At 47.1% G+C, this 14,669-nt stretch carries 12 protein-coding genes; 8 read left to right on the forward strand and 4 right to left on the reverse strand.

From position 1 onward, the window contains the following. Nucleotides 1-3: 3 nt before the first annotated feature. The gene (locus PY479_RS13455) at nucleotides 4-330 is read left to right on the forward strand and encodes a PilZ domain-containing protein (RefSeq protein WP_212593615.1); all 327 of its coding nucleotides are present in this window, start codon (nucleotides 4-6) and stop codon (nucleotides 328-330) included. A 46-nt stretch (nucleotides 331-376) separates the two neighbouring features. Further along, entirely contained in the window at nucleotides 377-1,168 is a 792-nt protein-coding gene (locus PY479_RS13460; RefSeq protein WP_275484088.1) for a TatD family hydrolase, read from the forward strand. Between the two features lie 207 nt (nucleotides 1,169-1,375). Here PY479_RS13460 and rsmF read toward each other — a convergent pair whose 3' ends face one another. Further along, the gene (gene rsmF, locus PY479_RS13465) at nucleotides 1,376-2,791 is read right to left on the reverse strand and encodes a 16S rRNA (cytosine(1407)-C(5))-methyltransferase RsmF (RefSeq protein WP_212593613.1); all 1,416 of its coding nucleotides are present in this window, start codon (nucleotides 2,789-2,791) and stop codon (nucleotides 1,376-1,378) included. 70 nt (nucleotides 2,792-2,861) lie between these two features. On the opposite strand from rsmF, the gene PY479_RS13470 reads away from it, so the two are divergent. Beyond that, nucleotides 2,862-4,088, forward strand: coding sequence for a spore maturation protein (locus PY479_RS13470; RefSeq protein ID WP_275484089.1), 1,227 nt, complete (start codon nucleotides 2,862-2,864; stop codon nucleotides 4,086-4,088). 59 nt (nucleotides 4,089-4,147) lie between these two features. Here the strand turns inward: PY479_RS13470 and PY479_RS13475 are convergent, their stop codons facing one another. From PY479_RS13475 to PY479_RS13485, 3 genes are read right to left on the reverse strand one after another with little or no spacing between them, the layout of a single operon-like run. Continuing rightward, entirely contained in the window at nucleotides 4,148-6,766 is a 2,619-nt protein-coding gene (locus tag PY479_RS13475; protein WP_275484090.1) for an MlaD family protein, read from the reverse strand. Beyond that, nucleotides 6,759-7,382: a paraquat-inducible protein A gene (locus tag PY479_RS13480; protein WP_212593610.1), complete on the reverse strand. Its 624-nt coding sequence runs from the start codon at nucleotides 7,380-7,382 to the stop codon at nucleotides 6,759-6,761. Before PY479_RS13480 ends, PY479_RS13475 begins: the two co-directional genes overlap by 8 nt. Continuing rightward, nucleotides 7,369-8,046 carry a paraquat-inducible protein A gene (locus PY479_RS13485; protein WP_212596597.1) on the reverse strand — a complete coding sequence of 226 codons (678 nt, stop codon included), beginning with the start codon at nucleotides 8,044-8,046 and terminating at the stop codon, nucleotides 7,369-7,371. The genes PY479_RS13480 and PY479_RS13485 overlap by 14 nt, the downstream gene beginning before the upstream one ends. A 138-nt stretch (nucleotides 8,047-8,184) precedes the next feature. Between PY479_RS13485 and PY479_RS13490 the strand changes: the two genes are divergently transcribed. From PY479_RS13490 to pepN, 5 genes are all read left to right on the forward strand, one after another. After that, entirely contained in the window at nucleotides 8,185-8,466 is a 282-nt protein-coding gene (locus PY479_RS13490; protein WP_212593609.1) for a YebG family protein, read from the forward strand. Nucleotides 8,467-8,480: 14 nt separating this feature from the next. Beyond that, nucleotides 8,481-8,939 carry a GAF domain-containing protein gene (locus tag PY479_RS13495; protein WP_275484091.1) on the forward strand — a complete coding sequence of 153 codons (459 nt, stop codon included), beginning with the start codon at nucleotides 8,481-8,483 and terminating at the stop codon, nucleotides 8,937-8,939. A 235-nt stretch (nucleotides 8,940-9,174) separates the two neighbouring features. Continuing rightward, nucleotides 9,175-9,843 (forward strand): RNA chaperone ProQ, encoded by a 669-nt coding sequence (proQ, locus tag PY479_RS13500; protein ID WP_212593607.1) that lies wholly within the window; start codon nucleotides 9,175-9,177, stop codon nucleotides 9,841-9,843. A gap of 40 nt (nucleotides 9,844-9,883) precedes the next feature. Then, entirely contained in the window at nucleotides 9,884-11,953 is a 2,070-nt protein-coding gene (gene prc, locus PY479_RS13505) for a carboxy terminal-processing peptidase (RefSeq protein WP_275484092.1), read from the forward strand. A gap of 122 nt (nucleotides 11,954-12,075) precedes the next feature. Continuing rightward, complete coding sequence (gene pepN, locus PY479_RS13510; RefSeq protein ID WP_275484093.1) at nucleotides 12,076-14,649, forward strand: aminopeptidase N; 2,574 nt, start codon at nucleotides 12,076-12,078, stop codon at nucleotides 14,647-14,649. Nucleotides 14,650-14,669 lie beyond the last annotated feature (20 nt).

A 14,669-nucleotide genomic window follows, 5' to 3' on the forward strand; every position in this document is an offset into this window, starting at 1 on the left:
CCTATGGTTGATTTGATTGTAAATTTCGACACCTTGCATCAGTTATATCGTGCCTATATGCCGTTTATCCAACCGGCAGGGTTGTTCGTGACTACCACTGAAGGCCATTTCCTAGGGCAGGAGATGCGTATTGGCTATCGCTTGCCAGGCTCGACGGGCATTAATGAATTTCAGGGGATTGTGGTGTGGATCAACCCGTTAGGTGCCTCCGGTGGACGGCCTGCGGGTGTTGGAGTGAAAATTGTGTCCGAGGCGCAGGAACACAAGCAACGCATAGAAAATCTCTTATCTCGAGAACTTGCCTCCGGCGATTTGACCTGCACTATGTAGCGGGATATTCTTGGGCCCCTTCGCTTAATTTCCTCAGGGCTTGTTTGTGTTAGTCGATTCCCATTGTCATCTTGATCGCTTGAAAGCTGCACCGGATCAAGACTCTCTCCAACAAATTATCAATGATGCCAAAGTTCGTGGTGTGGATTGGTTTCTCTGCGTCAACGTACGCCAGCAGGACTTTCCGTCAATGCGAGACAAAATGGCTACTCATTCACAGGTATTTTTGTCTGCCGGAGTACACCCATTAGATGTCGAAGCGGGCTTATCGATTGAGCAACTGAAGCAACATGCTGCTGATCCCCGCGTAGTGGCGATTGGTGAGACGGGATTGGATTACTTTTATGCCCCAGACAGTAAAACAGTGCAGCAGCAATGTTTTGAACAGCAGGTGGCAGTGGCAACTGAAATAAATAAACCATTGATCATCCATACCCGAGATGCGCAAGAAGATACCATGGCTATTTTGCGAAATGGTCACGCAGAGAAATGTGGCGGTGTCTTGCATTGTTTCACTGAATCACTGGAAATGGCTCAGGCTGCAATGGCGCTCGGCTTTTACATTTCGGTTTCCGGTATTGTAACGTTTCGAAATGCTGATGCACTGCGTAGCGTGATTAAGCAGATCCCTAAAGAACGACTACTGGTGGAAACAGATTCGCCTTATTTAGCGCCAATACCTCATCGGGGAAAGGAGAATCAGCCAGCATTTGTGCGTAATGTTGCGCAGTTTGTTGCGGACTTGCGGCAAGAACCCTTGGACGAGTTAGCCGCATATACGACTGACAACTTTTTCAGGTTATTTCGTGATGCGGCAGCATTAGCGGGTAGAATTTAACCGAAAAAAAAGGCCCAAAACTATTCCTATTGTTTTGGGCCCAGGGGAATGGCTCTTGACGAGCCGTGCGCTTAAGTTGAGATATGACAGGATTGCGATCTCTGCTTGAATTTTAGCCTATGATGTTAAATCCACTGGCAAATGCTGCGTTATTAATAGTTTTTTTAGTTATAATTAATATCTAAAATGAATAATAAGGTGGTGGCACTACGCTTCATTATTGCTGATATTATCGCGCACTAAATTTCTAGGTAGCTGATTTTTCAATCTATTTCCTAGGTGTTTTACCATTCCTAACACTTGTTGTTGCCAGACCAAAACGCGTTCACCTTGGGCCTTTTCCGGCACGCTCAGCATAATATCTCTGCCCATCATGTACTGTTCTGCTTGTGTTTCATCGACAGACAATGCCAGTTTGGGGACCACAGTTAGCGCCATTACCGCCTCATGTTGCAGTTTGATGCCGTGTTTTTCAGCCGTTGCCAGTCTGACCCCGATGCGTTGGTAGCGCAGTTTGCCAATAAGTTCAGCAAATCCCTCAGGGAACAGCCAAAATTCATCGTCTCTTACCCATATCCTCGTTTTGGGTAATTCAACACCAATAATTGGGTTTATTGTGGCCATTAGCAACTGATACTGTTTGGTCGAGACTGGCTGGAACGGGAAATTTGCGCGTGTTTGCGGCGCTGGTAACTGGCGTGGGACAGAGGTGGCTTTCCGTATTCTTGCGACAAAAAATCCTTCACTGTCATAAACCTGTGGCCAGACGTGCAAAAAACCTTCGTCGGTGACTGTCTGGTCAGCACCACGGAACAGATCTATCAATGATTCAAATATAACCGCATCCCCGAATTGCTGTTTCAGATGGTGACAAACACCATGATTTTCGGTTTTATTAAGTGTGCAGGTGGAGTACACCAGCACCCCGCCGGGTTTTAATGCCAGAAAGGCCGATTCAATTAGGTCTCTTTGGGTGGCGGCAATGATATCTATTTCACTGGCATCCCAGTTTTTCAGTGCTTGCGGGTCTTTTCGAACCGTGCCTTCGCCACTGCAGGGGGCGTCAAGCAAAATGGCATCAAAGGTTTCATACAGTGATTCGCCAAAAACTCGGGCATCGAAATGTGTCATTACCGCATTACTTACACCCATGCGTTGAATATTGAAATGTAATGCTTTAATACGACTGGCAGAGTATTCGTTGGCGACTAGCGTGCCCTCATTGTGCATCATTGCCGCAATCTGGGTTGTTTTAGAACCTGGCGCCGATGCCATATCCAGCACGGTGGATAGGTGCGTATCGTATAACAGTGCCATAGGCGGCAGCATTGAACTGGCTTCCTGCACATAAAATAAACCTTGCAGATATTCTACGGTATTGCCAGCCTGGACACTGTCAGGCGCCTGGTACCAAAAGCCGTCGGGACACCACGGAATTTGTTCGAATTGCCAGCCTTTTGCCTGCATGCGCTCAAGCAAACTAGCGCTGTCGATTTTAAGCGTATTGACTCGAAGCGACGGGCGCAGAGGTTTGTCACAGAATGCAATAAACTCTTCAAGAGAAAGCTGTGATGGCAATTCTTGCGCGATATTGTTGATAAAATTTTGATTTAATTGAACCATAACACTAAAAGCAATCTTTCTTTTTGCGCGGCAGTATAACACGCAGAATAAGTAAATTTGGGGTGGTTTTGTGCTGAATCGGGTCTGGAGCCTGTTTTTTATAATTGCCGCAGCGGCGCTAGCCATGCAATGTCTCACTGGACATACGGAAGTTGTTAGTACCGCCGTCGCCGCTATGTTTGAAAGTGCCAAGTTAGCGGCCAATATTGCCATTGGCCTGATAGGCGTGTTGACGTTGTGGATGGGACTGATGCGGGTGGGCGAGAAAGCCGGCGTGGTTAGCGCAATTGCCTGGATGGTGGAACCATTACTGCGTAAATTGATGCCAGAGGTTCCCAAAGGACACCCGGCATTTGGCAGTGTCACCATGAATCTTACCGCCAATATGCTGGGACTCGATATTGCCGCAACCCCTCTGGGTCTAAAAGCAATGCATGATCTCCAGAGTCTTAATCCTACTAAAAGCATCGCCAGCAACGCTCAAATTCTGTTTCTGGTACTCAATACCTCATCGGTGACCTTAATTCCGGTGACTATCTTTTTATATCGGGCACAACAGGGGGCGGCTGCGCCAGCGGAAGTATTTTTGCCGATTTTGTTGGCCACATTAGGATCTTCATTGGCGGGATTATTGGCCGTGGCGCTAGTACAACGTTTACCGTTGTGGAACTTGACCGTCGCAGCCTACGCAGCGGTGATATTGGGTACTTTAGGTGCGGTTGTTGGCTGGTTATTGCATCAAGATGCTGAGCGCATTGGCAGCGTATCAACAGTCGTTGGTAACGGTGTATTGCTGCTCTTGGTTTTTTCATTTGTGTTGATTGCTGTTATTCGTAAAGTGGCGGTTTACGATGAATTTATTGAAGGAGCCAAGTCTGGCTTTGAACAGGCGATACAGCTTATTCCATACTTGTTAGCAATGTTATTGGCTATCGCAATGTTAAGGGCGTCTGGTGCCTTGGATTATTTACTGAATGGCATCTCGGGCTTGGTTAATATGTTGGGGTTCGATAGTCGATTCGTTGATGCTTTACCTACCGCATTAATGAAACCTCTCAGTGGTTCCGGCGCCAGAGCGATGATGTTGGAAACGATGTCACATTATGGTGTGGATTCTTTTGCCGGGCGCCTAGCTTCGGTGTTTCAGGGCAGTACAGAAACGACTTTCTATGTGCTGGCCGTGTATTTTGGTTCGGTGGGCATACGCAACGGCCGATATGCCTTAGCCTGTGGCTTATTGGCGGATTTTGCGGGGATAGTCAGCGCAATAATCGTATGTTATTGGTTTTATGGGTAGGGTGAGTATTGGATATGAAAAAGGCGTCTATTGACGCCTTTTTCAGTCGATGACTATGGCTAGTTATCGAGTTTCGGCTGCCACTGTAACCAACTGGTTTCCGCTTTAGCAAAGATCGGCATGACAGTGCGGTTGTCCAAGGGGGCTGATTGTTGATTACTCTGCTCCGTTACCACACCGATCCCACCTGCAAGAATAGTTTCCAATGAGCCGGTTTCGATCTGCGCCCCGGAGAATAGCCCTACATCGACTTTAATTCCGGAAAGGTCATAAAACTTACTGCTTTGATTCAGCAAATGACGGTAACGCGCAGCAATACTGGCGTTAAGTAGTACTCCGTCACCCCCCGTTTTTAACTGAAAGCCCGTAATTACACCAATCTGCACCCCACGGAAGAAAATTCCTGTCCCGGATTTTACTGACCCCAGTGACGGGCGAGTCAGTTGAATATGCAATGCATCAGCTGCAGCATAATTGTCATTATTTAACGGCACGGTAAAGCGGGTACTCGGCGTGTCACTATGTCCGGGCATTGCTGAAATAAAATCACCGGTGAGCAAGGCTTCTGGGTGTTCAATACCTTTTAGAGACACTTGCGCTTGTTGTAGCAGATACTTGCTATCGGTTCGCATAAACGCGTTAGCGTAACGGCCATAGAGATAGGCTGTGGCTGACAGATTTTGCAGATTGGCATCAAGCACAACTTGTGTGACTTCACCAATTTGCATACCTTGATATCGGATGGCTGCACCAGATTTGAGTGCGGCTTCAGTAGGCAGTATCAAGCTAATCGCTTGTGCTTGATTCACCGCCAAGCTTTCTGAGGCGTAAAGTTGTTGGCTATCAACATCGTCAGCGTCAATTTTCGCCAGCGAGATACTGCCTTTGATAACGCCTTTTAAAGGCGCCATTTCCATTTTGATACCGCTTAAGCTGGCATCAACAGAGAGGGCGGCATTCTGCCAGAAGACGACGTGACTTTTTAGCAGTGGTGCGAAGGTACTGTCCACCGCCAACGTTATGGCAAAACGGTCAGTTTTGGCCTGCCAGTCAACCGCTGATACCGATCCTATTTGCATTTTTTTGTAATAGATCGGTGAGCCACTGGCGACAGACGCTGCATTATCACTATAAAGCGTCCATTTAATCTTTTGTCCTTGCCGATAGTAATCATTGGCGGTTGATGTCGATGCAAATAGCGGGATCGCTTTTGTCAAATCTAACGCCTTTTTACTGGCGCTACGATGTAAACTGACCGCACCTTTTGTCAATGTGGTCAGATCGCCACTTTTTAATTGAACACCATCAAGTGACGCTTGGAAGTCTAAGGCGGCTTCAGCAATAAAATCGCTGCCTTTGCTTAACAGCGACTTAAACTCAGGTAAGATCTCGGCGCGATATAGCACGGCATTAAAATCGTCTGCTAACCGTACTTCAGTTATTTCACCAATTTTCACTTGTCGATAGCGAATTTCTGCGCCACGACTGACGCCGGGGTTTTCGCTTGCGGTCAGCGTCAGCTGTATTGGTCTATCGCTATCGATTTTAGGTGCGCTACTTGCCAAAGAGTAATGATCTTTCGGACTGCCACTCCCCGGCAAAAACTGAATGATATCGCCGCTCACTAACCGACCGGCATGTTTGATGCCACTCAACGAGATATCTGCGCCTTCGCGCCAGAATTGGGCGTCACTACCTAATAATTCGGAGTAGGGAGCATCCAGACGCGTATGGATGGCCACGGTATTTTTATCGGCAACTACGTTTTCAACTTCGCCCACCATGACGCCGCGGTAGACAATATCTGTCCCGCGTTTTATCCCATCAGCATCGGTGGCCGTCAGCACGAAGCGGACGCCACCATTGGCTTCTTGTTGACTCGCATAGAGTTTGTAGCCTTGATTCGCTTCTGCTTCAGGTGAATTCGTTGGTGAACTGAAGTTGATCCCACCCGCAATCAATGATGCCAGGCTTGCAGTATTCACCTTGATACCGGATAAAGACGCATCAATTTGAACGCCAGAAACGTTCCAGAAGTGCGAATCTTTACGAACCAGTGATGCATATTGCTTCTGGATATAGGCTTTCAGTAATACTTTATGTTGTGGGTCAAGGCGATAACTCACCACTTCACCCACCGGGATCTGCCGATAGAATACGGGTGAGCCCACATCTAATGAGCCTAACTTTTCTGCACTTAATTCCACCACCAGGCCATCGTTGCCTGGCAAAACGGGGGGGGCTTCCTGCGCAGCTTCAAAATGATCTCGAAAGTCACCATCGCCGGGTAATAAACCGATATAGTTCCCTGAAAACAAAGCATCCAGTCCTTCCACCCCGGTGATGGAGGCTTTGGGGGTTACCAACCAGAATTTACTGTTGTCTCTGAGTAGCGGTTGTGCTCGGTAATCCATCAACAGATCGACGTTAACGCCTTTCAGTTCGTCATCAATGGATACGTCCACCACTTTGCCCACATTCAGGCCTTGATAACGCACCAGTGTTTTGCCGATATCAATACCCGTGGCGCTGGGGAAATGGATGCGCACATCAATACCTGATTCGCGAATACTTTTAATACCTAGCCAGGCTCCCAGTGCCAACGCAATTAACGGCAGCAGCCATACTGGGGAAAATAGTTTTTTTCGCACCACTTGGGGTTGTTCAAATTCATTCATCTTGCTTTTCCAGCTGATCCCATAGCAGACGAGTATCCAGCACTTTTGCGGACACCTGAGTAAACAAAATAACTAGCGCAAACGCTGTCGCAGCAGGCGCAGGCTTAGCATCGAGTATCTGGCCCATATTCACCAGTGCGACAGTTAACGAAATAACAAACAGATCGAGCATTGACCAACGGCCAATCCATTCAATTAAGTGAAATCCCACCATCAGTTTGGTTTTGGAAAATTTGAGATTAAAACTGATGGCTGACAAATAGATACCGAGGCCAATAATTTTCAACCAAGGTACCAGAATACTGGCCGTGAACACGATAATCGCGATCGGCAGCATATCTGAATGGACCAGTCGCAGGATCCCAGAAAAAATGGTGTCATGAGTAACCCGCCCACTTTTCGTGAGTGTTGTAATGGGATATACATTAGCCGGAATTAACAAGATGGCCGCAGTGATCAAGAGTGCCCAACTACGTTGCAAACTACTGAAGTCACGCAACTGCAATTTGGCACCACAGCGCAAACAATAACTTTCAGCAGCATTGTTAAGTTGCCCACAATCGTGACAGCTACATAAGCCAATATCTTTGCCTTGAATGTTGTTATTCGAATTCATTCAGATAACCCCACATGTGCTCCAACTTGTATTCCCTTAACATAAACAGCACGATCAAGAACAACATAGTAAAGCAGAATGTGCCCATACCAAAATAGACATCTGCAAAATCAGACAGTTGGAATGAAGTCACGAGAAAACTAATAACATAGATTTCTAGCATCGACAGCTGGGATAACAGCTTGTGATAGCGCAATAACACTACCAGTATTCGACGGCCACTCGGCCGACGGTAATAGTGAGTTTTGATAATCAGCATTTGTGCGAATATTGAGGTGATCAATAATCCAGGCCCGACTACCGCGCCAATCAACACGGCGAGCCCCACTACCCAATAGCCTTGATCGGCAACAGCTAAGGCGCCTTGCCACACGGTAGTGGTGCGGACACTGCCAATAAAATGCATCTCTAGTACTGGCAATAGCATGGCGGGAATGTAGAGAATCAACGCCGCAATACACATTGCCAACACCCCATCAATCGCACAGTAAGGCGTATCGTAAAGTGGTGTCTTACAACGCGGGCATATCGCGCGCACGCCAGAGGGTAGTGCACGGCGGCTTACGGCCAAATCACAGGCACGGCAAAGCACAAGCGCACAATTAGGTGAGGCAGAATTGCGATTATAATGGGACGGGGAATCGTCATTCCCCCTAGTGTCCATGCGCATAACGGAGAACTTAATTAGTTGTCTGTACAAAGGGTACTGTCGGGATGTTAGCAGATACCGAGAACTTCTTGCATCTGTGGATGAAATTATGTCACGATTGGTACTGTATATTTACACAGTGTGAGGAAGATCATGGCGGTAATTACCCAGTTTGTTGTGGTCAGAGAAGGGGTGGAAAAGATGACGTTTACTTCCAAGAAGGAAGCTGATGCTTATGACAGGATGCTCGACATTGCAGATAACCTGTTACCCTTTATTCAGGCCAGTGAAGCAACAATTGATGATACAGCGGCAGAAAAACTTGCTTTTTATATGGCAGCCAATAAAGATACGCTGGCTTCGTTACTTAAAGGCGCTCCGGTCAAAACTGACCCTGTGGCCAAAACACCGAAAAAGAAAGTTGATGATGTTTAATTCAGGAATGTTGCATGAAACCGCAGTTTTACGACACGCTTAACCGACAAGCGGCCGCGCTACTTGAAGGCGAAACCGATTTAATCGCCGGTATGGCCAACTTTTCCGCATTACTCAATGAACACCTGAACGACCTTAACTGGGTCGGTTTTTATCTTATGAAAGGCGACCAATTAGTCCTGGGCCCATTTCAAGGTAAAGTGGCGTGTACTCGGATCCCATTGGGAAAAGGGGTCTGTGGAACTGCGGCGGCAACAGACATTACTCAGTTGGTGGCTGATGTTCATCAATTCGCTGGCCATATCGCATGTGATTCCGCCAGTAATTCTGAAATTGTGGTGCCGGTTAGACGTGACCAACAGGTTGTGGCGGTACTGGATATTGATAGCCCCTTGTTCGCTCGGTTTGATAAAGACGATCAACAGGGCTTGGAAATGTTGGTAAAGACCTTCGAAAGTTGCTTGTTTGCTTAAAAGCCGTGCGATTTTGTGCATTTGATAGTCGCATTCGGTGCGCCGCGGCTTATAATAGGCCGCTTAAATGCACGAAGGTTAATCATCTTGGCAATAACGCATTACAATTGTTAAGGTTAACCACCCCTTTGGTAAATGCTGAAGGCGTGCTAATTTGTAGGTTGTCCTCCGGGATAAAAAGAACTAACGACCAGGCCCAGCAATGCCTGAGTCCCCTGTAATTCGTGGAAGTAATATGGAATCAACAGAAAAGTTGACCGACACCAATGCCATTCTGGCGTATTTGTATGAAACCTTTCCTTTATGTTTTATTGCTGAAGGTGAAGCCAAACCACTTAAAATCGGGCTGTTTCAGGATTTGGCAGAAAGGTTGGCCAACGATTCCAGAGTCAGTAAAACCCAACTACGTGTTGCCCTGCGGCGTTATACCAATAGTTGGCGTTATCTGAAGTCTCTCAAGGAAGGTGCGCAGCGGGTAGATCTGGATGGTAATCCCTGCGGAGAATTGGAAGCTGAACATGTTGAGCACGCCCGGGCTACTCTGAAAGAGAGTCAGGAAAAAGCGAAAGCCAAACGTGTTGAAACCGCAAAAGCAGAAGGTAAGGTGGCGGCCGAGGAAGACAAAGCTGCTCGACCAGCGAAAGCTAAGATGCGTCGTAAACCGCATGCGGATAGCAAAAAAGTCGCTATTCCCAAGTCTGCTCCACGCCCCCAGGCTGCCCAGCCTGCGGTTAAACTTGCACCAGCTACACTGTCAAAGTTGAACCCAGGACAGCGAGTGAATGTCAAACTGGGTGTTAACCCGGTGAGTGGCGTCATTCAGAACATTAATAAAGAAGATGTTCATGTTCAGCTGGATTCAGGTTTGACTGTCAAGGTACACGCAGAGCATATACTGCTGTAGTGTGCCCAAAACCAAGTAAAGATAAAGGAGTAACTTGCTGATGCGAAAGATTATTATAGCAGCGTCACTGGTCAGTATGCTGTTGGGAACCCCGGCGTTTGCTATATCACCGACAATTCCTGTCAGCGAGTTGCCCGATTTACATCAGGAACCACAACATCAGGTTACCAGCAAGCGTGTGGCTGGACTGTTTACTCGTTCCCATTACCATCGTATCGAACTTGACGATGCCTTTTCAAAAAAGATCTTTAATCGTTTTTTAGAGCAGCTGGATTATCGTCGCAACATACTGTTGCAGAGTGATGTAGACAGTATGCAGCCATACGCCACCCAATTTGATGACATGATAAAAAGTGGCGAATTAGAACCCGCATACAAGATGTTTCATCTGGTGCAGCAACGTAGTTATGAACGTTTTGCCTACGCGCTGAGTTTACTCGATAAAGATAAACCGATGAATTTTGATGTACCTGGTGACAAATATGTGTTTGATCGCAAAGACGCACCATGGGCGACAACAGAAGCTGAACTGAATGAGTTATGGCGTGAACGTGTTAAATATGATGCGTTGAGTCTCAAGTTAACCGGCAAAACCTGGCCTGAGACAGTCGATATTCTTGGCAAACGTTATAACAATGCCATTAAACGGATGAAGCAGACCAACAGCGAAGATGTTTTCCAGGGGGTGATGAACGCTTTTGCCCGTTCTATCGAACCGCATACAAGCTATCTGTCACCACGTAATGCCGAACGCTTTGAGATGGAAATGAATCTCAGCCTTGAAGGTATCGGTGCTGTATTACAGATGGAAGACGATTATACCATTATTAAAAGTCTTGTCGCCGGAGGCCCAGCTGCTCTGAGTGGTAAGTTAGCCGTTGACGATAAGATTGTCGGTGTCGGCCAGGATAATGGCGAAATTGTTGATGTGATTGGTTGGCGTCTTGACGATGTGGTAGAGCTGATTAAAGGGCCTAAAGGCAGCAAAGTCACTTTACAGGTGTTGCCGAAGAAAGGAGGCTCGAATGCCAAGCCATTTTTGGTCACCGTGACACGCGATAAAATCCGTTTGGAAGATCGTGCTGCAGCGTCAAAAGTCATTGAGCCTGAAACCGGTCCTTATGCCCATCGCAAGATAGGTGTCATTACCGTTCCTGGCTTCTACATGAATTTGTCCAATGATGTCGCCAATGAATTGCAAAAATTGAAGGCTGATAATGTAGAAGGCATTGTCATTGACCTGCGCGGCAATGGTGGTGGAGCGCTGACTGAAGCGACCCTGATGACCGGATTATTTATTGATCAAGGTCCAGTGGTGCAGATCCGCGACGCTAACGGTCGGATTAGTGAAAACAATGACAATGATGGCAAAACCTATTACGCCGGGCCTTTAACGCTCTTAGTTGATCGTTACTCCGCTTCAGCGTCAGAGATTTTTGCCGCAGCATTGCAGGATTATGGTCGTGCGCTGATTGTTGGCGAATCTACCTTTGGTAAAGGTACTGTGCAGCAACACCGTGGTCTTGAACGTATTTACGATATGTATGACAAGCCGCTTGGCCATGTACAGTATACCATAGCGAAATTCTACCGTATCAATGGGGGCAGCACTCAACGGAAAGGGGTTACGCCAGATATTCCGTTCCCAAGTGCATTAGAACCCGGCGAGTATGGTGAGTCTGAAGAAGATAATGCCTTACCTTGGGATCAGGTACCACCCGCGGACTATCAGCCGTTAAATGAAGTGACTAAACCGATGATCGCCAGTCTTGAGCAGCGCCATGAGCAGCGCGTTAAGAATAGCGTCGAATTCGGCTATATCCTGGATGACATTAAGGAATTCAAGCAGCATCATAAAGAGAAAAGTGTGTCTCTGGTTGAGGGCGAACGTTTGAAAGATCGTGACCAAGAAGATGCGAAAGCATTAGCCCGTTTAAATGAACGGCGTCAGGTACATGGCCTTAAGCCATTAAAATCGCTAGAAGATGAGGATGGTGTTAGTGAGGAAGAGAAGAAAATCGCTGAACCGGACACCTTCCTCAACGAAGCGGTAGATGTTACGCTCGACATGGTGGACTACGAAAAAGGCGCCACCAAACAGCTTCATTGATTTCTATTAAAGAAAAAACGCGCTGCTAGCGCGTTTTTTCTTCTATATATACTGCGCTTGGATATTTAAAGTGTAAGTGCCTGTATTTGTTTTAAATCATTTTGTACTCAAGGTCAGTTACTATGTCTCAGAATGTCAATCAACCCGCCAGCAAACGCCTCGCCGATTATCGTCCACCCGCATTCCTTATTCCCGAGCTCTCTTTGGCGTTTAAGTTACAGCCTACGGCGACGGAAGTGACGGCAATTAGTCATGTTGTACGTAACGGCGACCACCATGAGCCATTGGTGCTAGATGGTGAAGCATTGGAGTTGCTGAGCGCTAAAGTAAACGGTGAAGCGGTTGAAGTTACCCAATTGCCCGGCAAATTACAGGTGGCAACAGCGCTGGATGATTTTGAACTGACACTGGTTACTCGCATCAATCCTCAAGACAACTCGACGCTTGAAGGATTGTATATGTCAGATGGCGCGTACTGTACTCAGTGTGAAGCGGAAGGTTTCCGCCGTATCACCTATTTTCTTGACCGTCCGGATGTGCTTGCAAAATTCAGCGTACGCATCGAAGCACCGCAAGCATTTAAGTATCTGCTGAGTAATGGTAATAACATTGACAGTGGCGCGCTGGAAAATGGTTGGCATTATGCCTGCTGGCAGGATCCGTTTCCAAAGCCTTGCTATCTGTTCGCCTTGGTGGCCGGCGATATGGATCTGCTAGAAGACAGTTTTCATACGTGCAGCGGGCGTGATGTGAAATTGCAGGTATTTGTTGATAAAGGCAATTTGCATAAAGCACATCATGCTATGGCATCATTGAAAAAGGCTATGGCATGGGATGAAAGCCGTTTTGGTCTAGAGTATGACCTCGATATTTACATGATTGTCGCCGTAGATTTCTTCAATATGGGGGCGATGGAAAACAAAGGCCTGAATATATTCAATACTAAATACGTGTTGGCTGATGTGGAAAGCGCTACTGATGACGACTTCCATGGGATTGAGTCAGTTATCGGCCATGAATATTTTCATAACTGGACCGGAGACCGGGTGACTTGCCGTGATTGGTTTCAGTTGAGCTTAAAAGAAGGCTTAACCGTTTTTCGCGATCAGGAATTCAGTTCGGATGTCGGTTCGCGGCCGGTAAATCGCATTCATGCGATTAAGGTAATAAAAAATCAGCAGTTTGCTGAGGATGCTGGCCCAATGTCACATCCCATTCGCCCAGAAGAAGTGATTCAAATGAATAACTTCTATACCGTCACCGTGTATAACAAAGGCGCTGAAGTCATTCGCATGATGCATACGCTTTTGGGGGAAAGTGGCTTTCAGGCTGGCATGAAACTGTACTTCGCGCGCCATGATGGTCAGGCGGTGACCTGTGATGACTTTGTGCAAGCAATGCAGGATGCTAGCGGTAAAGATCTGACTCAGTTCCGGCGTTGGTATGCTCAGGCAGGAACTCCGGAAGTCACCGTGCATGACAGTTTTGATGCTGAGACAGGTATTTACCGTTTACAGTTACAGCAACAAACTGCCCAGCGTCTGGGCGAGCAGTCAAAATTGCCGCTGCATATTCCTTTCAGTGTCGAGCTGTTGGATCCACAAGGACAGTCACTGGTTAATCAGGTCCTCGATTTTACTCAGGCAGAACAAACTTTTGAGTTCAGCGGACTGAAAAGTAAGGTGATTCCATCATTACTACAGGATTTTTCTGCACCAGTCCGGTTGTCTTATGATTTTTCTATTGAGCAATTATTGGTGCTGATGGCTCATGCCAGCAGTGAAGTCGCGCGTTGGGAAGCCTCCGTAACCCTGTTCAGTCACGCTGTGTGGCGCAATGTTGAGCGGTTGCAACAGCAGCAGAGCATGGTGCTGGATAGTCGGGTGATTGATGCGTTTCGTGGTGTGATCTTGAGTGAGTCATTGGATCATGCACTGGCCGCTGAAATTCTGAAAATGCCATCAGCATCGACCTTAATAGAGCAGGCTTCTCAAGTTGATCTGGATAAACTGCTGTGCGCCCGTGACTATGTGCTTGAGGCCATTGCGACAGGCTGTGAAGATGAAGCCTTGGTGCGTTATCGCGAATTGCATGGCGTCGATAACGCCGGTAGCCGGGCATTTGCAAACGCTTTGTTGAGCTTGCTAGCCCGCGGAACCGATGGTCATGAATCGCTACTAGAAAGACAATTTACTCTCGCAGCGAATATGACTGAAGCACTGGGAGCACTGAGTGCGGCAGTTGAAGGTAATGCTGACTGCCGTGATACGCTATTGGCGACATTTGAACAGCGCTGGAATCAGACGCCATTAGTGATGGATAAATGGTTCTCGCTGCAAGCGACCATCAATGAAGCAGAAGTATTAGACCGCATCACCAAACTCCAGCAACATCCGGCGTTTAGTATGAGTAATCCTAACCGCGTACGTTCGTTAATTGGTGCCTTTGCCGCACTAAATATTGCCCAGTTCCATCGCGCAGATGGTGCCGGTTACCGTTTTATGACCGACATCATCAAAAAGCTGAACAGTAGTAATCCACAGATTGCGGCGAGAATTGTTACGCCGTTGATCCAGTTCGGCAAACTTGATCCAGCGCGTCAACTATTGATTAAGCAATGTTTGCATGAACTGTTGGCCTTGCCTGAGTTGTCCAAAGATTTGTTTGAAAAGGTTAGCAAGGCGCTCAAGGACTGATGGAATTACAGATTAAGGTT

It is taken from the genome of Shewanella sp. A32, assembly GCF_029167175.1.
Taxonomy (GTDB): Bacteria; Pseudomonadota; Gammaproteobacteria; order Enterobacterales; family Shewanellaceae; genus Shewanella; species Shewanella yunxiaonensis.

Bases quoted from the DNA above. Each gene is read 5' to 3' on its own strand.
- rsmF (WP_212593613.1), bottom strand. From the start codon at position 2,791: ATGGTTCAATTAAATCAAAATTTTATCAACAATATCGCGCAAGAATTG.
- PY479_RS13490 (WP_212593609.1), top strand. From the start codon at position 8,185: ATGGCGGTAATTACCCAGTTTGTTGTGGTCAGAGAAGGGGTGGAAAAG.
- pepN (WP_275484093.1), top strand. From the start codon at position 12,076: ATGTCTCAGAATGTCAATCAACCCGCCAGCAAACGCCTCGCCGATTAT.
- PY479_RS13455 (WP_212593615.1), top strand. From the start codon at position 4: ATGGTTGATTTGATTGTAAATTTCGACACCTTGCATCAGTTATATCGT.
- proQ (WP_212593607.1), top strand. From the start codon at position 9,175: ATGGAATCAACAGAAAAGTTGACCGACACCAATGCCATTCTGGCGTAT.
- PY479_RS13480 (WP_212593610.1), bottom strand. From the start codon at position 7,382: ATGAATTCGAATAACAACATTCAAGGCAAAGATATTGGCTTATGTAGC.
- PY479_RS13485 (WP_212596597.1), bottom strand. From the start codon at position 8,046: ATGGACACTAGGGGGAATGACGATTCCCCGTCCCATTATAATCGCAAT.
- PY479_RS13495 (WP_275484091.1), top strand. From the start codon at position 8,481: ATGAAACCGCAGTTTTACGACACGCTTAACCGACAAGCGGCCGCGCTA.
- PY479_RS13475 (WP_275484090.1), bottom strand. From the start codon at position 6,766: ATGAATGAATTTGAACAACCCCAAGTGGTGCGAAAAAAACTATTTTCC.
- prc (WP_275484092.1), top strand. From the start codon at position 9,884: ATGCGAAAGATTATTATAGCAGCGTCACTGGTCAGTATGCTGTTGGGA.